Raw genomic sequence first — 25,285 nt, 5'->3', positions numbered from 1 at the left:
GTCATTCTCCTTTTGGCAGAGCGAACGGGCGGAAAACCCTTGGTCCGTACAGTTCTTCGAGCAGGTCGTCGTACTCGCGCAGCAGGTCGGCGGCGTCAGGCCGGCGCGACGGGCGTTCCTGCAGGCAACCTCGCGCGAATGCTTGTTGCCTATGTTCGTTGTGGTTCAACAGATCAAGCATCAGCGTGTGTGCCATGTGGACGTCCGTGGCGGCCGTGACCGGTTCGCCTTGGACCACCTCGGGCGGATAGCTGATGCTCTTGCTGGTCGCGAGGAGTCGCTGGCCTTCCTCCACGGCGAACGACCAGCCGGCCAGCACGATCCCGTGCTGTTCCGGGTGCACCAGGACGTTCTCGGCCGTGACGGCCCCGTGCACCAGACCGATCCGGTGCGCGCCGGCCAACGCCTTGAGCAGCCTGCGATGCATCCACGCGTAGTCGCGCCCATCCAGGCCCTGTGGGAAAGCGGTCTTGACGTCGGCGAGCGTCACGAACCCGTCCACCAGCGGGTCGAGCACCGTGAACGCCCTTGAGCCCTTGGCGACATCACCGGACGTGTCGAGCAGCCGCGGGTAGAAGGGCCGCAACCAGTGGTGCACGTCGGTGAAGCGCTCCAACGCCCTCAACGCCTGCCATTCGCCGTGCAGCAACGGGTTGAGCGCCGGATTGCGCACGACCTTCACGACGTATGGCCCGTCGGCTTCGTACAGGTTGGCGATGCTGCCGACCGCGAACGGCTCCCCGATGCGGTAGACGCCGGTCCTCGTTTTCAGTTCGACGCTGGTGTTGTTGGCCCACTCGTGATGCAGCCGCGTCAGGTTCGCCGAGGCCGCGTGCGCCCGAGCGTTGGCCGGTCCGACCACGTCGGGGTGCAGCACCGAGGCCAGCGCGTGGTAGCGGCGCCGCACCTCCCTGCGCCTGCCGGGATCGGCGCTGCGAGGCCCGAACAGGGCCTCGGCCGATGCGGCGCGCTCGAGGAGTTCCAGCGCCTCCGATGTGGTGAACATGGGTTTGAGTCTATAAGACTCAAACCAGGAACGCAATGGTGAGCCGTGACATGGTGTTCTTCGCCCCGAAGGCCGGGTACCCGGCCTCGACACGGGAGGAGGCACAGTGCTGTTCGTCGTCATGGGCTGTTCGGTGGTCTTCGCGCTGCTAGCGGTGGAGGTGATCCACCGCCTGGTCCGCCGCTTCGCCCACAGCGGCAGGATGTACCGGCCCGGCCAGGTGTTCGGAGCGTTGCTGGCCGCACAGATAAGCCTGAGCGCGTACCCGGTCGACGCCCCGGTCGCGTTGCACGCGCTGGGGATCGCGTTGATCCTGGCGGGAGCGTGGCTGCTGGCCGCGCTGATCAGCACCCTTGTGGACGTTTCGCTGTCGCGGATTCGCACTGATGTCACGGACAACCGGCACGCGCGGCGGGTGCACACGCAGGTCGTGCTGGTGCGGCGGCTGGTGCTGGTGGTCATCGGGGTGCTGGCGGTCGGCGCGATCCTGATGACGTTCCCCGGCGCTCGGGCGGTCGGGTCGACCGTGCTGGCGTCCGCCGCGCTCATCGGTGCGGTGGCGGCGTTCTCCGCGCAGTCGTTGCTGGGCAACCTGATCGCGGGGCTGCAGATCGCGTTCAGCGACGCGGTGCGGCTCGACGACGTCGTGGTGGTCGAGGGCGAGTGGGGGCGGGTCGAGGACGTCACGCTGACGTACGTGGTGCTGCACCTGTGGGACGACCGGCGGATGGTGTTGCCGACCTCGTACTTCCTCAGGACGCCCTTCGAGAACTGGACGCGCACGCAGTCGGCGTTGCTCGGGACCGTGGAGCTCGATCTGGACTGGACGGTGCCGGTCGAGGCGATGCGGCAGGAGATGCGGTCCATGCTGGAGGGCAGCGATCTGTGGGACGGGCGGGTGTCCGTTCTGCAGGTCACGCAGGCCACGAACGGGTTCGTGCGGTTGCGTGCGCTGGTGAGTGCCGCTGACGCCGGCAAGCTGTGGGACCTGCGGTGCCTGACGCGCGAGCACCTGGTGGATTGGGTGCAGCGCCAGCACGGCGGCGCGTTGCCGCAGGTCAGGACCAAGACCGTGACCGGGGTCAAGAAGGCTCAGCCCGCCGGTGACCAGCACACGGACGCTCGGGTGTTCGGCGAGAGCGCCGATGGGACACTGCGGGAGCAAGCGTTTGCGGGACCCAAGCAGTGACCGGCTGCAAACAGGATGCAACCGTCCGCGGAGCCCGTCCCGTCCTCACCACATGAGAAGACCGCTCGCCGTCGCGTTCTGCGCGCTGGCTCTCGGCAGTTGTGGTACGAACGGGTCTCCAGCCGTGCCCTTGGCGGAGGTGCCGACCGTGTCCTCAGCAAAACCGGACAAGCTCCGGGTCGAGCAGGCGAAGCGCGACGGCCACCTCACAGTGCCACTGATGATCTCCGTGCAGCCGGGACGCGACAAGGAGGTCGAGCAGGCACTGGAGAGGCTGGGCGCGACCGTCGAGTCGCGGGATCGGAGAATCGGCTACCTGCGCGCCGAGATGCCGGTCGACAAGGTGGAAGACGCGTATCTGATCACCGGTGTGTCCAAGGTGGACCTGGACGAGCCGCTCGGCAACAAGCTGCCCGAACCGTAGAAAGAGCCCCAGGATCTCGTGGACCCTGGGGCTTTCTACGTTCTGTCGAACTGCTAGCTGACTGCCTGGATGATCACGGCCCCGCCACCGACGACGGTGTTGTCGGCCGTGCGCACCTCGAGCTCACCGCGCAGCACGCGGCCGGCACCGGGCTGGCCCAGCGGCGTGATGACGCCCGTCGCGTTCCACGACGCACCGGCGACGCGGTCGGCGTTGCTGTCCGTGACGGACAGCGTGCCGAGAGCGGCCGAGGTGAAGACGTCGAAGTAGTCGAACGCCGTGGTGCCCGCGGGCACCGCGTAGCCGTCCACCAGGGCGACCCAGGTACCGGCGGCCGGGTTGCTGATCGTCACCGATTCCTCGGAGTCCGCGTCCGCATCCTGACCGGCGAGCACGCAGCTGCCCGACGTGCAGTTGTAGACGGACAGGTCGAGGTCAGCGCCCTGGTCGGCGGGGTTGCCGATCGTGACGGTGAGCTTCGACGCGCCGGCCGGTACCACGATCGGGTACTGCTGGGACTCCAGGTTCGCGATCGTCGGACGGGCCGACTTGGCACTGCCGACAGCGCCCGCCGCGAGCCGGCCGGTGAAGCCGGCCTGCGTGTTCGTGACGGTGTAGGCGCGCTCGATCGGGGTGCCCAGCGTGCCGGACGCGATGGTGTCCGGGTTCGGGCTGACCGTCGTGCCGAGCACGGACGCGGTCACCGAGTACGGCGCCACGGCGGCGTCGGAGGTGCGACGCGCCTCGATCACGATCTCCCACACGCCGGCCATCGGGCTGACCACCGTACGGCTGGTCGGTGTGCCACCGGCACAACCGGCGCCCGCGTCCGGGTTGTAGCAGTTGAGCGAACTGGTCGAGTCGGCCGCCGTGCCCTGCGGGGTGTAGCGCAGGAAGCGGACCTGACCCTTGCCGGCCTCGGCGCCACCGGCGTTCATGTCGACCTTCAGCGCGGTCGTGCCCTTGGGCACGTTCACGAAGAGGCTGGTCGACTGGTTGCGCGCGATCGTGCCGGACTTGGTGACCGAGAACTTGTTGGCGGCGTTGAAGTTCTCCGCCGCGAACACGGTGTTCAGGGTCTGCGAGTCGACGCCGGGGGTCTCCGGGTTGTCGAGCTGCAGGACGGCGCTGTGCACGCCCGCGGTCCTGGCCTTGACCTTGACGGCGAACTGGACCGGCGTGTTCAGCGGCAGGTCGACCTTCTTCGGCGCCGAGAACGTGCCGTCGTTGCCCTTCCACGAGACGTTGTAGCGCTCGTCGTCGTGGCCCGTGGTGCGGGTCAGCGTGTAGGTGCGGGTGTACTCCTGGCCCGCGGTCACGCCTTCACGGTCGTGGATGCCGACACCGACGTTCGGGGTGGCCAGCAGTCCGCTGAGGACGGTGTTGACCGCGACGGACGTGGTGACCTGGTCCGGCACGGAGTGCTTGTCCAGCAGCTTCCACGCGGCGTTGGTGTTGAAGAGGCCCGCGCCCTGCTCGTAGGCACCGAGGGCGCTCACGTAGTTCGCGCTGCGCTGGATCGCGTAGCGCAGCTCGGCGCTGGTGGGCCGCTGGCCGTCGTGCGTGGCCTTGAACGCGCTCACGAGCAGCGCGGCGGCACCGGTCGCCTGCGGGGCGGCCATCGAGGTGCCGTTGAACATGGCGTACCCGGCCGGGAGCTCGTACGTGCCGGCCACCGGGCCGCCCGCCTGCCAGCGCGGCGTGGTGGAGATCGCCGAGCCGGGCGCGATGATGTTCGGCTTGAAGCCGCCGTCCTCACGCGGGCCGCGCGACGAGAAGCCGTGCAGGCTCTGCTTCTGCTCGGTCTTCGAGCCGTAGTTGGAGAGCCAGGTCTCCTTGGTGATGGACGAGCCGACGCTCAGCGCGTTCGTCGCCACCGACGGGTCACCGACGGTGTTCGCGCCCGCACCCGAGTTGCCCGCCGAGATGAAGAGCTGGACGTTGTACTCGTCGATCGTGCGGTTGTAGAGCTCCGCACGGGCGTTGTTGCCGTCGTTGAGCGCCGGGAGGCCACCGATCGAGATGTTCACGACGTCGGCGCCGTTGCGCGCGGCGTAGAGGACACCGTCGATGAGACCGGAGCTCGTGCAGGCCGGCGTGGAGAGGCAGGCCTTGATGGACATCAGCTTCGCGCCGGGTGCCGCGCCGGCCATCCGGCCGTCGAACAGCCGGTGCGCCGAGGTGATGCCGGCGACGTGCGTGCCGTGCGCACCGGCGGAGATGCCGAGGCTGACGTACGGCGTGCCGCCCGTGTCGTAGATCGACTTGTCGGTCTGCACGACAAACGCCACACGGTCGATGACCGGCGTCGCGGGGTTGTCGGTGCCGAAGAACCCGGAGTCCTTCTTGACCTTGTAGTCGATCATCCGCGGGTTGTTGGTGAAGTTGGCGTCACCATCGGTGTCGACGAAGACTTCCTTCGTCGTGATGTCCTGGAGGACACCCCACGAGTCGAGGCGGTCGCCGTCGCGGTTGATGTCACCGCCGATCTCGCTGCCGGCGCCGCCGAGGTCGCCGGCGATCTCACGGAAGAGACCGAACGAGTAGGGGCCACCGGTCGCGGGCGCCGTCCACTCCTGGCCGCCCTCGGTGAACTTGCCGACCTTGCCGGTCTTGGTCATGGTGACCCAGGTGCCGTCGCCGGACGCTGGGTTGTTGGCCGTGAACCAGTCGACGATCTTGCGCTCACCGGTACTGGTGGTCGCCAGCGCGGGGTGGTCCAGGTCGACACCGGAGTCGATCACGGCGATCGTGGTGCCGCGGCCGTCCCACTTCGGGTTCGCGAGGGCGAACTGCGCCGCCTGCGTGTCCTTCGTCGGCATGTACGGGTTGGTGCGCGGCGTCTTCGAGTCCGGCGCCTTCTGCGGAGCGGGCTGCTCCATGCCTTCGGGACGCGGGTCGTCGAGGGCGACGAGGCCGTCGACGTCCACGGTGCTGACCGAGGCCAGCTTGGCGGCCTTCGCCGCGTTCTCCCGCGGGATGGTCACCTTGACGTAGTCGACGTCCTTCTCGGTCTTCTGGACCGTGGCGCCGAGCGCCTTGAGGTCGTTGACCGCGGCGTCGGTCTTGCCGTCCTCGGCGGCGACCAGCAGGTCGACGGTCGGCTTGCCCTCGCGGGCCGCCTGGTCGACGAGTGCCCGGTCCTGCTTGTCCAGCTGCTTGTCAGCGGCCGGCTGCTGCTGCGGTGCGTTCTGCGCGATGGCAGGGGTGGCGGCGAAGCCGAACCCGGTAGTGCCCAGCACCGCGGTCAGCAAGACCGTGCCGGTGCGGCGTCTCCAGTTCTTCACGGCGCATGTGCCCTTCGTGGGGTAAAGAGTGCTCCGAAGCACATCTCTTCGCATCGCGAGGGGCAATCGTCGGACCGGACTAATTTTCAGATCCACATTGGACTGTTCAGCGGCTTGTACAGGCACGCTTTTAATGCTGCGCGTTTCTTTTTCACCGTGGAACGAGCAACCGTCCTCCAGTCAAGGGCTGATGGAGGGGAATGTCAAGGCTGCGTCAACGGTGAACGGCGTTGGCGTGTAACAGGATCCCGGTATCAGGCGATGGACTGATCGCTATTTCCGCCCATTAGCTCACGCAATCTCGCCCGCAGGCGACCGACGATCCCCTGCGGGGTGGCGAGCACTTCAGGCTGCGCTCCACACGCGGGACAGTGAGCGCGATGTGCGACGAGGGCCTGCTGGAGTTCCGTCACGTGTTTCGCGGTCCGTTCGGGCACCGAGTCCTTTTTGATCGAGAGCAGGCTCAGCTCGGTCAGCGCGTGCCGGCCCCGGCGCAGCCGTGCCGTGGGCGCGATGGTGTGAAAGAAGATCAGGTTCCTCTTGCGGGCGGGTTCGATCACCTCGACGTCACACCACTCGACGGTGACCTGCCGGTCGAGCCCGTTCGACGTGATGCCCTCGCTCGTGACCCTGGTGCCCATCTTGAAGGTCCGCCACGCCACCGTGCCGCCCATGAGGAACCACAGGCCGCCGAAGACGTAGCCGTACCAGGGACCGTCCACGGCCGCGAGCGGACCGACCGCGGCCACGGCGGCGCCGAGGCCGAACAGGACCCATCTCCACCTGGTATGCATCTCCCCATCCTGTTTACCCGATCCTGCCTCTTGAACGCCGCCGGAGCTCGTCTCGTTGAACGCCGTTCGGCAGGACTGAGGGCCGGTCAGGCGCTACCTTGCGCCCATGGACCTGAAGCCGGTCGCCGACGAGCTCTACGGCCTGCCTCCGAAGGACTTCACCGCGGCCCGCAACGCCGCGGCCAAGCAGGCCGACGACAAGGACCTGGCCAAGGCCATCCAGGAGCTCCGCAAGCCCACCGTGGGCGCTTGGGCGGTCAACAAGCTCGTGCGGGACGCGCCTGAGGGTCTGGAGGAGGCGCTCGGCCTCTCCACGGCGCAGCTGACCATGCGGGAGCTGGGCCGCAAGCGCAAAGAGCTCATGGAAGCGCTGGTCTACCGCACGCTGGAGCTGACCGGACCGCTCGCGGACGACGCCGTCACGCAGGTGCGCAACACGCTGACGGCCGCGATGGCCGACCCCGAGTCCGCCGAACAGGTGCGCGACGGGCACCTGTCCAAGGCGCTGGAGTACTCGGGCTTCGGCTTCGCGCTCCCCACCCCCGAGCCGGCTCAGGACGGCGAGGACGCGCTGGCCCGCAAGCGGCGGGAGCGGCAGGAACGCAAGCGGGCCGAGGCTCAGCAGGCGCTGGACGAGGCCGAGCAGGCACTCGGCGAGGCCCAGGCCGACCAGCTGGCGGCGCAGCGGGCGTTCGACCGGGCCGCGGAACGGCTGGAGGACGCCAAACGGGTCACGAGCGGGGCCGAGAAGGCGCGGAAGGCCGCCGAACGCAAGCTCAATGATCTGAGTTAGAACGGTCGAGCGGCCCCCACTCGTCGGAACGCTGGGCGCCGACCAGCGCCGAGCACTCCCGCAGTGCGCTGTCAGCCACCCAGGCGAGCGCGTCGAGGCAGCGGACCAGGGGTTCGTTGTCCGGGCCGCGGCCCACCTCGGCGCCGCGCAGCACCCACGCGCGGACGCCGGGCCCGCGCAGATCGCGCAGGTGGCGGTAGTCGAAGAGGCGGCGGGCCACCCACAGCTCGCGGGAGCGGTCGCCCCACCACGGTTCGATGTGCAGCGGACTCGCGGACAGGCCAGGGAGCTCCACGCCGGTCAGCGAGTCGCGCGACGTCGAGGCTTCGTCGGCCTCGGGGCCCTGGGACCAGCGCAGGTAGACGTCGTCGCCGATGAAGCCCGTGAGCTCGGCGAGGCTCGTGATCGTCGGCAGCCGTGCTGTCACACTTCGTGACGTACCCGGCCGAAACTGAAGGAAACCTGAAGACCGGCTGAAGGAATTGAGCCTGGTCACAGTGAAAGCCGACCGGAACACCACGCTCCGGTTGTACGTTCAACAATGTGGTTGGCCGCTGGCGCTCGAGCTGGTCGCCAGGGCGATCCGGCACCCCCAGGCCGGAAAAGCCCTTCCGCAGGCGTCGCGTGCTCGCGCCGCGGTCAACCCGCCGTCGACCGGCACTCCGGTAAACCCCCCTCACCGGTAGTGACGGTCGACGGCACCCTCAGAACGCGACCAACTCGCCGTTCGTGACGGACCCCGGCGCCACAAAACGCGTGGTCGACGTCGTGAAACCCACCTCGGAAGCCGGTCGGAAGCTCATCGAGCACCCTCCCGCAAAAAGTGAAACTGACTCAGGTCTCGTGCGTGACCAGCGGTAGATCTAGACTCGCCCGATGGCACATGACGCGGATGTCATCGTCGTCGGCGCGGGCCTCGCAGGTCTCGTCGCGACCGCAGAACTCGCGGACGCGGGTCGCAAGGTCATTCTCCTCGACCAGGAGCCGGAGGCGTCGCTCGGCGGCCAGGCCTGGTGGTCGTTCGGCGGGTTGTTCATGGTGGACACCCCCGAGCAGCGCAGGCTCCGGGTCAAGGACTCGCACGACCTGGCGTTGCAGGACTGGATGGGCTCGGCGGCGTTCGACCGGGAGGACGACCACTGGCCGCGGCTGTGGGCGCAGGCCTATGTGGACTTCGCCTCCGGCGAGAAGCGCTCCTGGCTGCACAACATGGGAATGCGCTGGTTCCCGTTCGTGCAGTGGGCCGAGCGCGGCGGCTACCTGGCGGACGGGCACGGCAACTCGGTGCCGCGCTTCCACGTGACGTGGGGCACCGGGCCGGGCGTCGTCGAGCCGTTCGAGCGCCGGGTGCGGGAGGCCGTCGCGAAGGGACTCGTGACGCTCAAGTTCCGCCACAAGGTCACGAACGTCAACGTCACCGACGGCGTGTGCGACGGCGTGTCCGGCGACGTGCTGGAGGCCTCGGCGACCGGCAGGGCCGAACCGAGCTCACGGACCGTGGCGGGCGACTTCTCGTTCAGCGCCCAGGCCGTGATCGTCACGTCCGGCGGCATCGGCGGCAACCACGACCTGGTGCGCAGGAACTGGCCCGAGCGGATGGGCACGCCACCGAAGTTCATGCTGGCCGGTGTGCCGGACTTCGTCGACGGCTCGATGATGGAGATCACCCAGAAGGCCGGCGGCGCGATCATCAACGCCGACCGCATGTGGCACTACCCCGAGGGCATCGCGAACTACGCCCCGGTGTGGTCGCGGCACGGCATCCGCATCCTGCCCGGCCCGTCGTCGCTGTGGCTCGACGCCGAGGGCAGGAGGCTGCCGATCCCGCTGTTCCCCGGTTTCGACGCGCTGGGGTCGTTGCAGCACATCACCTCCCACGGCCACGAGCACTCGTGGTTCGTGCTGAACAAGAGGATCATCGGCAAGGAGTTCGCGCTGTCGGGCTCCGAGCAGAACCCGGACCTCACGGGCAAGGACACGAGGGCCGTCCTCAAGCGCGCGCTGCCGGGCGCCGTGGCACCCGTGGAGGCGTTCGCGCAGAAGTCCAAGGAGTTCATCCAGGCCGGCACGGTCGCGGACCTGGCCCGCGGCATGAACGCGCTGACCGGCGACTCGCGCATCGACGCGGCGCAGCTCGAGAAGACGATCGTCGAGCGCGACCGCCAGGTCACCGCGGGTCTCAGCAAGGACATGCAGGTCAACGCGATCCGCGCGGCACGGCACTTCCTCACCGACAAGCTGATCCGCGTCGTCGAGCCGCACCGGCTGCTCGACCCCAAGGCCGGTCCGCTGATCGCGGTCAGGCTCTCGGTGGTCACGCGCAAGACGCTGGGCGGCCTGCACACCGACCTGTCGTCACGGGTGCTCGACACGTCCGGCGCGGTGCTGCCGGGCCTGTACGCCGCCGGTGAGGCCGCCGGGTTCGGTGGCGGTGGTGTGCACGGCTACCGCGCGCTGGAGGGCACGTTCCTCGGCGGTTGCCTGTTCTCCGGCCGGGTGGCCGGGCGTGCGGCGGCGGAAGCCGTCAAGTAGGCCCGGCGCCAATGGTGGCTGTGCTCACGTACGAATACACATCTCGCTGACAATTGGCCGATTCGACCTTCGGGCAAGGTGATTCATTAGTTCAAACGAGTGATTTCGTGGCGGATCCGTCGATTCTCAGCCGGGGTTCGGGGTTCGGTTGGACAGGCCCTGACTGATCAGTAAGCTTTCCCGGTCCCCCACGAACGGCCACCTGAGCTGAATGAACATGGTCGACAGCCGAGAGCCCGCCGTTCGCTGGGCGGCGGCGATCTCCAACACCCTCGTCGCGAACTTCACGCGCGAGAAGCTCGAGCAACTGCTCGGCGGCTACGTCGAGCAGTTGCTCAGTGGTGGTGTGGACGAGGCGCGGCAGGTCGGCCGGTCCATGGTCGAGCACGACTTCATCGCCTCGGCGACGCTGGAGCACTCGCTCACGTCCCTGGGTGAGCACACCCCGGTCACGCCGGCCCAGCTGGCCGCGCTCGCCGCCGGGTACGCGGAGGGGCTGCGCGACCGCACGCTCGACCAGCAGGAGCTGAGCCGCACGGCCGCGATCACCACGATGCGCCGGGCCGAGGCCGCGGTCAGGGCGAGCGAGGCCAAGTTCCGCGCGGTCTTCGAGAGCTCGGCGTTCGGCATCATCGTGAGCGGCCTCAAGGGCGAGATCATCGACGTCAACGAGGCGTTGCTCGCAATGCTCGACTACCGGCACGAGGACCTGCTCAGGATGAGCGGCCGCGACATCGTGCACCCGGACGACAGGGCCGGGCTGCGGGAGCTGACGAAGCAGCTGATCGCGTCCGAGTACGACAACATCCGGGTCGAGAAGCGGATGGTCCGCAGCGACGGCGAGACGATCCAGACGCACATGGCGATCTCGGTGGTGCGCGAGGAGGACGGCACGCCGCCGTACCTCGTCACCATGATCGAGAACATGAGCGAGATGCGCGCGCTGCAGACGCAGCTCGTGCGGCAGAGCCTCAACGACGTGCAGACGGGCCTGCCGAACCGCGCGCAGTTCCTCGGCTGGCTGGAGGGCGTGGCCGGCTCGAAGGGGCCGGAGAGGCTCGCGCTCGTGCAGGTCGACATCGACGGGTTCCGCGGCGTGAACGACGCGTTCGGGCACGAGGCCGGCAACCGGGTGCTGATGCACGTCGCGACGCACCTGCGGGCGGTGTTCTCCGAGGGGGTCGCCAAGGTCGCGCGCATCGGCGAGGACGAGTTCGGCGTGCTGGTGAAGGACCCGCAGGACGTGCGGAGCGTGGTCGCCCTGGTCGAGGACTTCACCGCACGCCTGGAAGAGCCGATCTGGATCGGCTCGCACGGCGTCGGCGTGACCACGAGCGTCGGCATCGTGGCGCGGGAGGCGCGCGGCGGCGACTCGGCGGACCTGTTGCGCGCGGCGGACGTCACGGTCGGCTGGGCGAAGCGCGACGGCAAGGCGCAGTGGGCGCTGTACGACCACGAGCGGGACGTGCACGACAAGCAGAGGTACGCGCTCGCGGCCTCGATCCCCGGCGCGCTGGAAGAGGGCCAGTTCCGCGTCGACTACCTGCCCGTCCACTCGCTGGCCGACGGCTCGGTGCTCGCGCTGGAGGCCAAGATCATCTGGGACCACCCCGAACGCGGGGTGCTGTGCCCGGACGCGTTCCTCGATCAGTCGTCGAACAACGGCATGATCGTCCGCCTGATGCACTGGGCGCTGGTGGCCGCGTGCCGGCACGCGGCCGACTGGCACCTGGCGCTGGGCTCGCGGATGCCCGCGCTCTCGATCGACCTGCCGCCAAGGCTGTGCCAGGAGCCCGAACTCGTCGCCGAGGTCGCCCGCGTGCTGGAGCGCACCGGCCTGCCCGCGTCGTTGCTGCGCTTCGAACTGCACGAGCACCTGCCGGCGTTGCTGAACGACGAACAGCTCGACGAGCTCACGATCCTCGCCGAGCGCGGCATCGGGCTGGTGCTGGACCAGATGAACGGCGGCAACGTCGGCGTCGACCGGCTGCGCCAGTTGCCGTTGAGCGGCGTGAAGTTCACCGGCGCCGTCGTGCACGGTCTCGACGAGGGCGCGAACCGCGTGGAGGAGAGCGCTTCGGTGGCCCTGCTGCGGTGGGCGACGTTGCTCAAGCTGCCGCTCTACGCCGAGGACGTGCGGACTCCCGCCGAGGCCGCGAGGCTGGCGAAGCTGGGCGTGACGGGCGGGCAGGGCGCGCACTTCGGGCCGGCGCTGTCGGCCTCGGAGGTCTCCGCGCTTCTTCTCAGCTAGTTCTTATCAGGGTATTCCAGGGTTTCGGCACAGCTGGTTCACATGATGGGGGTCCATCGTGGAGTCATGACCGAGCAGAGCTTCCCCGCGATGAGCGGGTCACTGGTGGAACCGCAGCCCGCCGTCGTCGCCCCGAAGTTCTGGCGCCGAACGGCCCCGATGCTCACGGCCGCGGCACTCGTCGCCGGCCTGTTCGGAGGCGTCACCGGAGCGGTGATCGCCTCGCCGGACTCCACCCCTGCGACTTCCTCCGTCTCCGCGCAGACGATCGCGAACACGTCCACACTGGACTGGAGCGCCGTCGCCTCCGACGTGCTGCCCTCGGTCGTCCAGGTGAACGTCGGCAACGGTCTCGGCTCCGGCGTGATCCTCTCCGCGGACGGCAGGATCCTCACCAACAACCACGTCGTCGCCTCGTCCGGCGGCCAGATCACGGTGAAGTTCAACGACGGCCGCGAACTGCCCGCCACCGTCGTCAACACCGACCCTGCCTCGGACCTCGCCGTGCTGCAGGTCTCCGGGGCGTCCGGTCTCACGCCGATCAAGTGGGCGGACTCCGGTTCGGTGAAGGTCGGTGACGCGGTGATGGCCATCGGCTCGCCGTCCGGGCTGCAGGGCACCGTGACGACCGGCATCGTGTCCGCGCTGGACCGCAAGGTGACCGTGCCCGGCGAGACCCGCCGCGCGTCTTCCGTGTCGTACCAGGCGATCCAGACCGACGCGTCGATCAACCCCGGCAACTCCGGTGGTGCGCTGGTGAACGCGGCCGGTGAGCTGATCGGGATCAACTCGGCGATCTACTCGCCGGCGGCGAGCAGCGGTGAGGCCGGGAGCGTGGGCATCGGGTTCGCGATCCCGTCCAACACGGCCAAGCAGATCGTGGACGAGCTGAGCTGACCGGCGAAGCGACCAGGCCCTGTCCTGCAGGTCCGTTTGATGAGAGTCACGGTCGAGAGTCCCGGAGGCGGTGCCGCCGCGATGCCCTCATACCGGGCGCGGTGCCGTCTCCGGGGCCCTCGGCCGCGACTATCGCGGACGAGACCTGCGGGACAGGGCATGGGGCCGCGGCGACGCCGCGGCCCTCAGCCGAAGATCAGGACAGCCAGTCCGGGCGCAACGGCATGTGCGACGTCGTCCCGTCCAGCCTCACCCCGAGCACCTGGTGCAGCTGGATGTTGTTGCGCTCGAACCCGAGCCGCGAGGCCGCGAGGTACAGCCGCCACACCCGCGCCCGAGCCTCGCCGACCTCGTCGACCGCCTCTTCCCAGTGCGTGTCGAGGTTGTGACTCCAGGCGGCGAGCGTGAGGGCGTAGTGCTCGCGGATGTTCTCCTCGTGCCGCACCTCGAACCCGGTGTCGTGCATCAGCGACACGAGGTGGCCGGGCCCGACCAGCTCACCGTCCGGGAACACGTACCGGTCGATGAACGGCCCCGACAACGCCCGCTGCTTGTTGTCCGGCCGGGTGATGCAGTGGTTCAGCAGCCGGCCACCGGGCTTCAGCTTCCCGTACAGGGACGCGAAGTACGCGGGCAGCTTCGCCTTGCCGATGTGCTCGGTGAGGCCGATGGACGACACCGCGTCGAACCCGGTCTCCCGCACGTCGCGGTAGTCGAGGTGCCGCACCTCGGCCAGGTCCGACAACCCGGCCTCGACGATCGCCTTCTGCGCCCATTCGGCCTGGTTGCGCGACAACGTCACGCCGATCGCCCGCACGCCGTACTCGCGGGCCGCGTGCATGACCATGCCGCCCCAGCCGCAGCCGACGTCCAGCAGTCTCATGCCGGACTTCAACCCCAGCTTGCGCGCCACCAGATCGTGCTTGGCGAACTGCGCTTCCTCCAAAGTGGACTGCAGGGTCGGGTACACCGCACAGGTGTAGGCCATCGACGGGCCGAGGACCCACTCGTAGAACTGGTTCGAGACGTCGTAGTGGTGCGCGATGGCCTGCGAGTCGCGGGCCTTGGAGTGCCGCAGGCCGCGCAGGCGCGTCTCCTGCGGCGGCGGAGACACCTTGTGCGACAACCGGATCCGGCCGAGGAACCGCAACAGCTCCACCCGTTGCAGCCACGGGAGCTCTCGCAGCGAGAACTCCGACAGCCGGGAGAGGCCGGCGTGCACGTCGCCGAGTATCTCCAGGTGACCCGTCACATAGGCACGGGCCAGACCCAGTTCACCCGGCGCGGAAGCCAGGTAGGACAGGGCTTCCGGTGTTTTGATGTCGATGGACACCGAGGCTGCCGAAGGCCCGGCGGTACTGCCGTCGTAGGCCTGGAAGCGAACGTCGCTGCCACCTGTGATGCTCTGGAAAATGGAGGCCAACCGCATTCATCGTCCCCTGACACACTTGGCGTACAGATCAGGCAGGCGGTTCGTCTGGTCGTACCGGGCCTTCACGGACCGGTAGTGCGAACCGTTGTAGTGCCGCCAGAACTCGTCCTCGGTGTAGTAGGAGTCCGAGTACAGCGACTTGTGGCCGCCCAGCCGCGCCACCTCGCGCTCGATCAGCCGGTTGCGGTCACCCATCTTCTCCCCCGGTCGTACCGGGACCTCCGACCAGAACCCGACGTTGACGTACAACGTGTCCCTGTCCATCGGGTACAGCGGCCAGCCCGTGGTGTCCCGCAGGCGAACGGGACACAGCCACACCGGCGTGATGCCGATCTCGCGGTCGAAGAAGTCGAGGAAGTCGGCCAGTCCGGCGACCGGGATCTCCACGTCCTGGATCACCGGCTCGACGTCCGTGCGCGGCCTCAGCCGCCGGTGCTTCGCGACGAGCCCGCGGTACACGTCCGAACGCAGGTAGCGCTTCGGCCACAAGCGACGGACGACCGGGTTCTGCGCGCCGAACGCCCGCGAGCACCAGAACCAGTCGGTGTCCCAGCGCCACAGGTAGTCGTGGATCGTCAGGTGGTCCGTGCGGCGGTTCTGGATGGACCGGTAGTAGATCTGGTTGCCGGTGTAGTCCGACGTGTAGGGCGCGATGTCGGCGTAGTGGCCCAGCGTCAGGTACATCTCGCCCCGTGAGAACACGGTGCCGTCGACGAAGTCCGCCGAGCCGTCCTCGCAGACCTCCTCGATGACGGCGGCGCACTCCTCGAAGGAGCCGAACGGCACGTGTCGCAGCCGGACGTACTGGCGCACCGGCTCCAGCTCGATCTCCAGCCGCAGCGCGTAGCCCAGCGTCCCGTAGGAGTTGGGGAACGCGCGGAACAGGTCGTCGTCCGGTTTGGCGACGACCACCTCGCCGTCGCCGGTGAGGATCTCCAGCTCCCGCACGGACTCGTGCGGCAGCCCGTTGCGGAACGACGTGGACTCGATGCCGAGTCCGGCGACCGCACCGCCGATGGTGATGGTTTTGAGCTGCGGCACCACCAACGGCATCATGCCGTGGGGAAGTGTCGCGGCGACGAGGTTCTCGTAGGTGGTCATGCCCTGCACCTGTGCGGTGCGTCCGACCGGGTCCACGGACAGGACCCGGTCGAACCTGCCGACGTCGAGCCCGCCGGCCTGGTCGGCCCGGAACCGGAAGAGGTTCGACGTCTTCTTCGCGAGCCGCACTGGCGCACCTTCGCGCATCGCGGCGTACTGCGCGCTCAGCGCAGCCACGGCCGAGCTGTGCCCATGGTCACTCACCAGAACGACGTTATTCCTCGTCAGCGTCCTTGGCACGCCCAAAAGCCCGAATGGGCCAGCGATCTTCACCGGCACCCTGCCCAAAGTTACTTACGAGTAGTAACGTGCGGGCATGGCTACGCACGAGGTGACCAACCAGGTCCCGCCGCTGAGCGGCCACGACGTCGCGGACGACCCGGCCCTGCTCAGCTGGGTCGACGATGCCGAACTGCACTCGCTGGGCAGGCTCGCGGGCAGCCCCGAGTGGCAGGAGCACGGCAGGCTCGCGAACGCCTACCCGCCGGTGCTGCACACCCATGACCGGTTCGGGAACAGGATCGACGAGGTCGAGTTCCACCCCGCCTGGCACGAACTGATGGACGTCGCCGTTTCGCACGGTTTGCATGCCTATGTCGACGGCGGGCACCTGGAGCGGGCGGCCAGGTTCTACGTGTGGTCCCAGGTCGAGGCCGGCCACGGATGCCCGATTTCGATGACTTACGCGTCCGTGCCCGCTTTGCGCGTCGCGCCGGATCTGGCCGAAAGCTACGAACCTCTGCTCACCGCGCGGAACTACGACTTCGGGCTGCGCGCACCGCTGTCCAAGCAGGGCCTGATCGCCGGCATGTCGATGACCGAGAAGCAGGGCGGATCGGACGTCCGCGCGAACACGACCGTCGCGCAGCCGGTCACCGACGGCTACCTGCTGACCGGGCACAAGTGGTTCACCTCGGCACCGATGTCGGACGTGTTCCTGACCCTCGCGCAGGCACCCGGCGGGCTGACGTGCTTCCTCGTGCCGCGAGTGCTCCCGGACGGCACGCGCAACCGGTTCTTCCTGCAGCGCCTGAAGGACAAGCTGGGCAACAAGTCCAACGCCTCCGCCGAGATCGAGTACGACGAGGCGTTCGCGCACCGGGTCGGCGACGAGGGCCGCGGCGTGCGGACCATCATCGAGATGGTCAACATGACCCGGCTCGACTGCGTTCTCGGCAGCGCCGCGGGCATGCGCGCCGGACTGAGGCAGGCCGCGCACCACGCCGCGCACCGCAAGGCGTTCGGTAGCTACCTGATCGACCAGCCCGCCATGCGCAACGTGCTGGCGGACCTCGCGATCGAGTCCGAGGCGGCGACCACGGCCGCGATGTGGCTCGCGCAGCACCGGCCGCGGCTCGGCCTCGCGGTCACCAAGTACTGGGTGTGCAAGCGCGGCCCCGTGCACGCCGCCGAGGCGTTGGAGTGCCTGGGCGGCAACGGGTACATCGAGGACAGCGGGATGCCGCGGCTGTTCCGCGAGTCGCCGCTGATGTCGATCTGGGAGGGCTCCGGCAACGTCGCCGCGCTCGACGTCCTGCGCGCGATGAAGAAGGAACCCGACTCGGTGCAGGAGTTCCTCGCCGCCGTCACCGGGGTCGACCAGCGCATCGACAGGGCGTTGCACGAGCTCGGCACCGCACTGTCCGATGTGGACGAGTCGCAGGCTCGCCGGGTCGTGGAGAGGATGGCGCTGATCCTGCAGGGTGCCCTGCTGGTGAAGCACGGGCACCCCGCCGTCGCGGACGCGTTCCTCGGTTCACGGCTGGGCGGGGACTGGGGAGTCGCGTTCGGCACGCTCCCCAAGTCCACCGACTTCGCCTCGATCATCGACCGGGCTGTACCTAAAGTCTAGGCAGGGCAACCGTTGGCCAGCTTCGGCGAATCCGTGCTGTAGAGGTCACCGGTCGCGAACACGCACGTGGGCTGCTCCTCGAAGTCGTGGATGTTCTTGAGTTCCAGGATCGTGAAGTTGCGCCGCTCCCCCACGCGAGACGCGGCGAAGTCCGTGCGTCCGGTGGCGCCGTGGGAGTTCAGCTCACGCAGCTCGCCTCCGATCGCACCCCGCTGTGGCGTGCGTCCTGGCTGGTTGCCCAGGCGCTTCTGGGCGTTGCGCACGGCGTCGAGGAACAGTCCGGTCGCGTCGTAGGCGACACCCATGTGCTCACCGGGCCACGGCTTGGCAGGTTTGTCCTCCGGCGCGAGCGGGGTCTCCTGGATCTCCTTGGCGAGCCTGCTGTAGCCGGCGCAGAACGCGTCCAGCGGCTGGCCGCCACGCACCTTCGTCGGATCCGGTTTGCCCTGCACGCAGTCCTTTCCCGCGAGCACGATCAGCCCGGCCATGCTCACGTAGGACACCCGCATACCGGCCAGTGAGTCGTGCGTGCGGCTGGCCTTCTGCGCGATGAACCGGATGATGGCGTCGTCGGCGACGATGCGGGGCAGCCGGCTCTTGTCGTAGCAGTCCCTGCCGACCGCACGCAGGAACTCGCCGAAGTCCTCCTCCCGCCCCGCGAAGAACGCCATCTCGCTGGAGTGGTCCTCCGCGCACTGCGACCGCAGTTCCTGCGGGCTGTTGACCCACGGAACGGCCTGGGCGTTGACGGACGCGGCCGCGAGGTGCTTGCCCAGCACGTCGACCAGGTCGGTGAGGTAGATGTCGTTCTTGCCCAGCGGCGGGTGGTAGATCGTCACCTTGCTCACGCCGAGGTGCTGCGCGTACCTCTGGACCAGGTCGGCCTGCCGGACGTTGCCGGGGATCAGCTGGAAGTACGTCGCCGACTTGCTCGGCAACGAGGCCTCGGTGAGCGTGGTGCCGACGGTCGGCACCCCCAGCGCCCCGAGTTCGGTGATGACGGCCTGGGTCTCCGCGACGCTGCGGTCGAGCCCGATCACGCCGATGATGCTGGGATCGCGTTCCAGCAACGGGGTCAGCATGTCCCGCAGCACCTCGGGCGCCTTCTTCATCGTCGCGCCGCCGTTCGCGATCACGATGCGCAGCAACGGTTCCGAGCGCGACCTGTCGTTCTGCTGCCGTTGCTTGAGCAGCATGCCCTCCAGTTCCTCGGCACGGGAGTGGTCGGCGTCGGGGTTGGCGTCGCGGTGGGTGAGGCTGGAGAAGTACAGCAACGAGACCAGCGGACGGCCGGGAGCGTCCTCGTGCAGCCGTTCGGCCACCGCGTTCTGCGCGAAGACCGCCTGCTGCGTCCACCGCAGCCGTTCGTTAGAGCCGAACACCTGGTTGTCGTTGTCGCTGTAACCGACGCATTCCAGGTGGCCGTCGACGTCCATCAGCCTCGTCGACACTCCCGGCGAGATCGCGGAGCCGACGATCGAGCAGTTCGCCTCGATGTTCGCCTGCACCTTCGTGAACCCCGGCACCAGCAGCAACAGGACCATCGCCGAAATGATCAGCTCCAGCCTGCGCGACTTGGCGAGCCACCGCACGGGCGCCGCCCGGAAGACCGGTGCGCCCAGCCACGTCACCCGCTCCGGGTCGGGGAACGGCAGCTTGATCATGAGATAGCGCGCGGCCACGTCGAGCTGCTGGCGCTTGCCCGGCAGCTCCTGCCGCCACGTCGCCAGCGCTTCGACGGCGTTCTCCGCACGCCACGGCCTGGTCTTGAACGTCTCCGACAGCGCGGGCCGCGCCGAGCTCGCCGCGATCACCAGCAACGGGTCCAGTTCGCCGGTCCGGTTGCGCACCTCGTTGATCAGCTGGAGCAGCTCCCAGCCACCGTTGCTCTCGTTCACGCCGTCGAGCAGCACGGGAACGTACGCGGTGCGCCGCCAGCCGACCCTGCGCGGCAGGAACCGTCCGCGCCGCCGGTACGCGATCCGCAGGTCCTCCAGGAACGCGTGCACGAGCAGCAGCTTGATCTGCTTCTCGCTCTCGGCCTCGCGGCGGCCCAGCGTGAGCCGCTCAGCGAACCCGAGGAACTCGATGGAGTGGTTGGGCAGCGCGAAGTTCTGCCCCTTCATGAACCACTTCGACTCGCGCGCGAGCCCTGGCACCCTCTTGGCCAGCCACCGGAAGCCCAGCTTCGTGCCGACCCAGGCGACGAGCCCGAGCCCCAGCCTCGTCACGAGACCCGGGATGAACGCGTCGACGGCCCGGTTGACCGCCTCGCCGTCCTGGCCCGTCCGGCCGGTCCAGCTGCGCAACAGCTCGATGACGCTCGCCCGGTCGTCCTGCCGTCCCGGTTTGCTCGGCAGCTTCTTGCCGGTGAGCCAGTCGGCGAGCCGGTAGTGGTCGAACCTGGTCAGTCGTTCGGTGCCGATGTGGATCTGGGACAACCGAAAGGACAGCTCGTCCAGCAACGGCAGCAGCGGTGGCGTCTCCCGCGACTTCGGTGGCCATCTTTTGTCAACTTCTGCGGCCACCGCGGACACGTCGACATATGCGTGCGGTATTCCCGGAACGCCGGTGTCGAGCTTCGCCTCCAACGCGCGCAGGAAATCCGTCGGACTGGCTTCGCTCTCCACGTAGAGCAGCGGAAGCGGCTGGTCACCGACCACTTCCTCGGTCGGACTCCGATAGAAGAACCCCGGTCGGTCGCACAGCCCGCGAATCACTTCGAGGAGCTGGTTCAATCCGGGAAAGACCGGTTCTGGCCGACTACCTGTCATCTGCACCCTCACACTCGTGCGGAAGGCAAACGACGGTAGCCGGACAGCTCGATTCGGATCGGCGTTTTGAAGTTATTTAGATGGAACGGACCAGCGACGTGACCCGGCCCGTTGGCGTGCGCATTCACGGTCAGCAGGGCGCCTCGCGGCACCGCCCCCACGCCCCCATACGTCCAGTATGAGGACGTAGGGGCGGCACCACGATGCACCCGTCTGACCGCGAATGCGCCCGGCAACGTTCCGGGCCACGCCGCTAAAGTCCCAGCTCGCGGGCGATCAGCATCTTCTGCACCTCGGAGGTGCCCTCGCCGATCTCCAGGATCTTGGCGTCGCGGTAGAACCGGCCGACCGGGTACTCGTTCATGAAGCCGTAGCCGCCGAAGATCTGCGTGGCATCGCGGGCGTTGTCCATCGCCGCCTCGGACGAGACGAGCTTCGCGATGGCCGCCTGCTTCTTGAACGGCTCGCCGCGCAGCATCCGGGACGCGGCCTCGTAGTAGGCCAGGCGCGCGGTGTGCACGCGGGCCTCCATCTCGGCGATCTTGAACTGGATCGCCTGGTAGGTGCCGATCTTCGCGCCGAAGGTCTCGCGCTCGTGGGCGTAGCGGACCGACTCGTCCACGCAGCCCTGGGCGAGGCCGACCGACAGCGCGGCGATGGCGACGCGGCCCTCGTCGAGCGTGCGCAGGAACTGGGCGAAGCCGCGGCCTCGCGTGCCGAGCAGGTTCGCCGCGGGCACGCGGCAGTCCTGGAAGGACAGTTCGCGGGTGTCGGAGGCGCTCCAGCCGACCTTGGAGTACTTCTTCGACACCGTGAAGCCCGGGGTGCCGGACGGGACGATGATCGAGGAGATCTCCTTGCGGCCGTCGGGCCGGGTGCCCGTGACCGCGGCGACCGTCACCAGGCCGGTGATGTCCGTGCCGGAGTTCGTGATGAACGCCTTGGTGCCGTTGATGACCCACTCGTCGCCTTCAAGGCGTGCGGTCGTGGCCAGGGCGGCCGCGTCGGAGCCGGAACCCGGTTCGGTGAGGCCGAAGGCACCCAGCTTCTGGCCGGACGTCAGGGAAGGCAGCCACTCGGCCTTCTGCTCGTCGGTGCCGAAGCGGTAGATGGGCATGGCGCCCAGCGACGTCGCCGCCTCCACCGTGATCGCGACCGACGAGTCGACGCGCGCGAGCTCTTCGAGCGTGATGCACAGGGCGAAGTAGTCGCCGCCCATGCCGCCGTGCTCCTCGGGGAACGGCAGGCCGAGCAGGCCCATCTGCCCCATCTTCGCGACGATCGGGTAGGGGAACTCGCAGCGCTCGTAGTAGTCGCCGATGACCGGCGCCACCTCGTCGCGCGCGAACTCCTCGACGGTCTTGCGCAGGTCCTCGTACTCGCTCGGGAGCCTGAAGTCCAACATTGCTGTCACTCCTCGTGAGAGACGACGAGGGCCAGTACCTGGTCGAGTGCGACCTGCTGGCCTGCTTGCACGTTCACTTCGGCGAGCACGCCGTCGACCGGTGCGGTCACGGTGTGCTCCATCTTCATGGCCTCGACCACGAACAACGCCTGACCGGCGGTCACTTCCTCGCCCTGCCGGGCTCGGACCACCAGCACGGTGCCGGGCATCGGCGACTTCACCGGGCCACCGGAGGCGGCGGCACCAACCGCGGCGCCCACCAGGAACTCGGCCTCGACCAGCGCCCAGGAGGCACCGTCGTGGCCCAGCCACAACACGTCTCCGTCGCGGGCCATCGCGTAGCGGCGCGAGCCGACGAGCAGGTCGGCGCCTTCGCGGCGGGCCCGAGCACGGACCGGTTCTCCTGCGCCCACAGCGACTTCCTCGCCGCGCACGCGGACGTCGACGTCGTTGATCCGCCAGGTCGTCCAGGCGTGTTCACCGACGCGCCAGCCGCCCAGCTGGTCCCACGGGTCGTCGCCGTGTGGCTGCAGCGAACGCTCCAGGCCGGCCGCCACGTACACGTCGTCCGGGATCTCGGCGGAGGTCAGCGAGTCCAGCTTCCGTTCGACCAGGCCGGTGTCCAGCGCGCCGGAACGGACGTCCTCGTCCCGCAGAAGTGCGCGCAGGAACGGGATGTTCGTCGTGACGCCGAGCAGCACCATCCGGCCCAGCGCGTGGTCCAGGCGCCGGAGAGCTTCCTCGCGGGTGCGGCCGTGCGCGATGACCTTGGCGAGCATCGGGTCGTAGTCCGAACCGACGACAAGTCCCTCGTACAGACCGGAATCCACGCGGACGTCCGTCGGCTCGCTCAACGCCAGCACGCGGCCGCCGGTCGGCAGGAAGCCGCGGGCCGGGTCCTCGGCGTAGACGCGGGCCTCGACCGAGTGGCCGTTCAGTTCGACCTGGAGATCCAGTTCTTCACCGGAAGCCACGCGGAGCTGCCACTCGACGAGGTCGACGCCCGTGACCATCTCGGTTACCGGGTGCTCGACCTGCAGCCGGGTGTTCATCTCCATGAAGAAGTAGTCGCCGGACGCACCGTCCACAATGAACTCGACGGTGCCCGCGCCGACATAGCCGACGGCCTTCGCCGCGTCGACCGCGGCGGAACCCATGGCCTCGCGGACCTCGGGCGTGAGGAACGGCGACGGGGCTTCCTCGATGATCTTCTGGTGCCGGCGCTGGAGGCTGCACTCGCGTTCGCCGAGGTGGATCACGGTGCCGTGCGCGTCACCGAGGACCTGGATCTCGATGTGGCGCGGGTTCGTGATGAACCGCTCGATCAGCAGCGTGTCGTCACCGAACGAACCGCGCGCCTCACGCCGTGCGGACTCGATCGCCTCGCGCAGCGCCGATTCCTCGTGCACCAGCCGCATGCCCTTGCCGCCACCACCCGCGGAAGGCTTGAGCAGCACCGGAAAGCCGATCTCCAGGGCCGCTTCGACGATCTCGTCGTCGGACATGTCCGGACGAGTGCGGCCCGGCACGACGGGAACGCCCGCCGCCGACACCGTCAGCTTCGCGCGGATCTTGTCGCCCATCGCGTCGATCGCCGACGCCGGTGGCCCGACGAACACGATTCCGGCCTCGGAGCAGGCCGCCGCGAACGCCGTGTTCTCGGCGAGGAAGCCGTAGCCGGGGTGAATCGCCTGCGCGCCAGTGGAAACGGCGGCCGCGACGATCTTCTCGATGGACAGGTAGCTCTCGCGGGCGGCCGCAGGACCGATTCGCACTGCCTCGTCGGCCAGCCTGACGTGCAACGCCTCGGCGTCCGCGTCGGAGTACACGGCGACGGAACGAATCCCGAGCGACCGCAACGCGCGGATCACCCTGACCGCGATCTCTCCGCGGTTCGCCACCAGAACGCTGTCGAACATGATCACATCCGGAAGACGCCGTAGGAAACATCGTCGATGGGGGCGTTCGCCGCACTGGACAAGGCAAGTCCCAGCACCGTGCGGGTGTCACGCGGGTCGATCACGCCGTCGTCCCAGAGCCGCGCGGTCGAGTAGTACGGGTTGCCCTGGTCCTCGTACTGCTGGCGGATCGGCGCCTTGAACGCCTCCTCGTCGTCCGCGGACCACTCGTCACCGAGCTGGTCGCGGCGGACGGTCGCGAGCACGGACGCCGCCTGCTCACCGCCCATCACGGAGATGCGGGCGTTGGGCCACATCCACAGGAAGCGCGGCGAGTACGCCCGGCCGCACATGGAGTAGTTGCCGGCACCAAAGCTGCCACCGATGATCACGGTGAACTTCGGGACGCGCGCACACGCCACCGCCGTCACCATCTTGGCGCCGTGCTTGGCGATGCCGCCCGCCTCGTACTCGCGGCCGACCATGAACCCGGTGATGTTCTGCAGGAACACCAGCGGGATGGACCGCTTGTCGCACAGCTGGATGAAGTGCGCGCCCTTCACGGCGGACTCGCCGAACAGGATGCCGTTGTTGGCGATGATGCCGACCGGGTGGCCGTGGATGCGCGCGAAGCCGGTGACGAGCGTCTGCCCGTACTCCTTCTTGAACTCCTGGAACTTCGAGCCGTCGACGACCCGCGCGATCACCTCGCGCACGTCGTAGGGCGTCCGGGAGTCCGTCGGCACGACGCCGTAGAGGTCGTCCTTGACCGCCGGCGCCTCGACGGGCGCGACGTCCCAGGGCTTCTGGATTCGCGGCCCCAGCGTCGAGATGATCGAGCGGACCATCCGCAGCGCGTGCGCGTCGTTCTCCGCCAGGTGGTCGGTGACGCCGGACGTGCGCGAGTGCAGGTCGCCGCCGCCGAGGTCTTCAGCTGACACGACTTCGCCGGTCGCGGCCTTCACCAGCGGCGGACCGCCGAGGAAGATCGTGCCCTGGTTGCGGACGATGATCGCTTCGTCGCTCATCGCCGGCACGTACGCGCCACCGGCGGTGCAGGAGCCCAGCACGGCGGCGATCTGCGGAATCCCGCGCGCCGACATCGTGGCCTGGTTGTAGAAGATGCGGCCGAAGTGCTCGCGGTCGGGGAACACGTCGTCCTGCCTGGGCAGGAACGCGCCACCGGAGTCGACGAGGTAGATGCACGGAAGGTTGTTCTGCAGCGCCACTTCCTGCGCGCGCAGGTGCTTCTTCACCGTGATCGGGTAGTAGGTCCCGCCCTTGACCGTGGCGTCGTTCGCGACGATCACGCACTCACGGCCGGAAACGCGTCCGACGCCCGTGATGATGCCCGCGGCCGGTGCGTCGTCGCCGTACATGCCGTTGGCGGCCAGCGGCGACAGCTCCAGGAACGGCGAACCAGGGTCGACCAGCGTGTCGACGCGCTCGCGCGGCAGCAGCTTGCCTCGGTCGACGTGCCGCTGACGTGCCTTCTCGGGACCGCCGAGAGCGGCGGTGGCGAGCTTGCCGCGCAGCTCGTCGACGAGCGCGGTGTGCTCCTTGGCGTAGCGGTCCGACGGCTCGGCTGCGCTGCGCAGGACAGGTGCGTCCATGCTCCCCAGACCTCAGGTTAGCGGGCGTTAACAAGGC

17 protein-coding genes are annotated in these 25,285 nt (G+C 68.6%); 7 read left to right on the top strand and 10 right to left on the bottom strand.

Annotation, left to right across the window (positions count from 1 at the left end; genetic code table 11):
- Position 1: 1 nt before the first annotated feature.
- Positions 2-1,006: a protein kinase family protein gene (locus BLR21_RS09885; protein WP_090005492.1), complete on the bottom strand. Its 1,005-nt coding sequence runs from the start codon at positions 1,004-1,006 to the stop codon at positions 2-4.
- 106 nt (positions 1,007-1,112) lie between these two features.
- Between BLR21_RS09885 and BLR21_RS09880 the strand changes: the two genes are divergently transcribed.
- Positions 1,113-2,195 carry a mechanosensitive ion channel family protein gene (locus tag BLR21_RS09880; protein WP_256334589.1) on the top strand — a complete coding sequence of 361 codons (1,083 nt, stop codon included), beginning with the start codon at positions 1,113-1,115 and terminating at the stop codon, positions 2,193-2,195.
- A gap of 52 nt (positions 2,196-2,247) precedes the next feature.
- Positions 2,248-2,619 carry a hypothetical protein gene (locus tag BLR21_RS09875; protein ID WP_143027670.1) on the top strand — a complete coding sequence of 124 codons (372 nt, stop codon included), beginning with the start codon at positions 2,248-2,250 and terminating at the stop codon, positions 2,617-2,619.
- A gap of 53 nt (positions 2,620-2,672) precedes the next feature.
- Here the strand turns inward: BLR21_RS09875 and BLR21_RS09870 are convergent, their stop codons facing one another.
- Together BLR21_RS09870 and BLR21_RS09865 are read right to left on the bottom strand one after the other, a co-directional pair.
- Complete coding sequence (locus tag BLR21_RS09870; protein ID WP_420843866.1) at positions 2,673-5,906, bottom strand: S8 family serine peptidase; 3,234 nt, start codon at positions 5,904-5,906, stop codon at positions 2,673-2,675.
- Between the two features lie 254 nt (positions 5,907-6,160).
- Positions 6,161-6,700, bottom strand: a complete 540-nt coding sequence (locus tag BLR21_RS09865) for a hypothetical protein (RefSeq protein ID WP_090005489.1) — start codon at positions 6,698-6,700, stop codon at positions 6,161-6,163.
- Positions 6,701-6,806: 106 nt separating this feature from the next.
- Here BLR21_RS09865 and BLR21_RS09860 point away from each other — a divergent pair, with 106 nt between their 5' ends.
- Complete coding sequence (locus BLR21_RS09860) at positions 6,807-7,493, top strand: hypothetical protein (protein ID WP_090005488.1); 687 nt, start codon at positions 6,807-6,809, stop codon at positions 7,491-7,493.
- On the opposite strand, the gene BLR21_RS09855 is transcribed toward BLR21_RS09860, so the two are convergent.
- On the bottom strand, positions 7,477-7,920 hold the full coding sequence (locus BLR21_RS09855; protein ID WP_090005487.1) for a DUF6098 family protein: 444 nt from the start codon (positions 7,918-7,920) through the stop codon (positions 7,477-7,479). The genes BLR21_RS09860 and BLR21_RS09855 overlap by 17 nt on opposite strands.
- A gap of 449 nt (positions 7,921-8,369) precedes the next feature.
- Between BLR21_RS09855 and BLR21_RS09850 the strand changes: the two genes are divergently transcribed.
- From BLR21_RS09850 to BLR21_RS09840, 3 genes are all read left to right on the top strand, one after another.
- Positions 8,370-10,025 (top strand): FAD-binding dehydrogenase, encoded by a 1,656-nt coding sequence (locus BLR21_RS09850; protein WP_090005486.1) that lies wholly within the window; start codon positions 8,370-8,372, stop codon positions 10,023-10,025.
- A gap of 217 nt (positions 10,026-10,242) precedes the next feature.
- A complete protein-coding gene (locus BLR21_RS09845) occupies positions 10,243-12,276 on the top strand; it encodes a putative bifunctional diguanylate cyclase/phosphodiesterase (RefSeq protein ID WP_176929553.1) in 2,034 nt (677 codons plus the stop codon).
- 66 nt (positions 12,277-12,342) lie between these two features.
- A complete protein-coding gene (locus BLR21_RS09840; RefSeq protein WP_090005484.1) occupies positions 12,343-13,173 on the top strand; it encodes a S1C family serine protease in 831 nt (276 codons plus the stop codon).
- A gap of 196 nt (positions 13,174-13,369) precedes the next feature.
- Here the strand turns inward: BLR21_RS09840 and BLR21_RS09835 are convergent, their stop codons facing one another.
- Complete coding sequence (locus BLR21_RS09835; RefSeq protein ID WP_090005483.1) at positions 13,370-14,602, bottom strand: SAM-dependent methyltransferase; 1,233 nt, start codon at positions 14,600-14,602, stop codon at positions 13,370-13,372.
- A complete protein-coding gene (locus tag BLR21_RS09830; protein WP_090005635.1) occupies positions 14,603-15,853 on the bottom strand; it encodes an FAD-binding oxidoreductase in 1,251 nt (416 codons plus the stop codon).
- Between the two features lie 169 nt (positions 15,854-16,022).
- Between BLR21_RS09830 and BLR21_RS09825 the strand changes: the two genes are divergently transcribed.
- Positions 16,023-17,558, top strand: coding sequence for an acyl-CoA dehydrogenase family protein (locus BLR21_RS09825; RefSeq protein WP_090005482.1), 1,536 nt, complete (start codon positions 16,023-16,025; stop codon positions 17,556-17,558).
- Here BLR21_RS09825 and BLR21_RS09820 read toward each other — a convergent pair.
- The 4 genes from BLR21_RS09820 to BLR21_RS09805 all read right to left on the bottom strand — a co-directional run bounded on the left by BLR21_RS09820 (position 17,555) and on the right by BLR21_RS09805 (position 25,248).
- Positions 17,555-20,221: a hypothetical protein gene (locus BLR21_RS09820; protein WP_176929552.1), complete on the bottom strand. Its 2,667-nt coding sequence runs from the start codon at positions 20,219-20,221 to the stop codon at positions 17,555-17,557. The genes BLR21_RS09825 and BLR21_RS09820 overlap by 4 nt on opposite strands.
- Positions 20,222-20,585: 364 nt before the next feature.
- Complete coding sequence (locus BLR21_RS09815) at positions 20,586-21,737, bottom strand: acyl-CoA dehydrogenase family protein (protein ID WP_090005480.1); 1,152 nt, start codon at positions 21,735-21,737, stop codon at positions 20,586-20,588.
- A gap of 5 nt (positions 21,738-21,742) precedes the next feature.
- Entirely contained in the window at positions 21,743-23,656 is a 1,914-nt protein-coding gene (locus BLR21_RS09810) for an acetyl/propionyl/methylcrotonyl-CoA carboxylase subunit alpha (RefSeq protein ID WP_090005634.1), read from the bottom strand.
- A gap of 2 nt (positions 23,657-23,658) precedes the next feature.
- Positions 23,659-25,248, bottom strand: a complete 1,590-nt coding sequence (locus tag BLR21_RS09805; protein WP_090005479.1) for a carboxyl transferase domain-containing protein — start codon at positions 25,246-25,248, stop codon at positions 23,659-23,661.
- Positions 25,249-25,285: the final 37 nt, after the last annotated feature.

Origin of the sequence: Lentzea albidocapillata subsp. violacea (assembly GCF_900100275.1) — a bacterium.
GTDB lineage: Bacteria > Actinomycetota > Actinomycetes > Mycobacteriales > Pseudonocardiaceae > Lentzea > Lentzea violacea.
The sequence above is the reverse complement of the archived record's forward strand: the minus strand, read 5'-3'. Positions and strand labels throughout refer to the sequence as shown.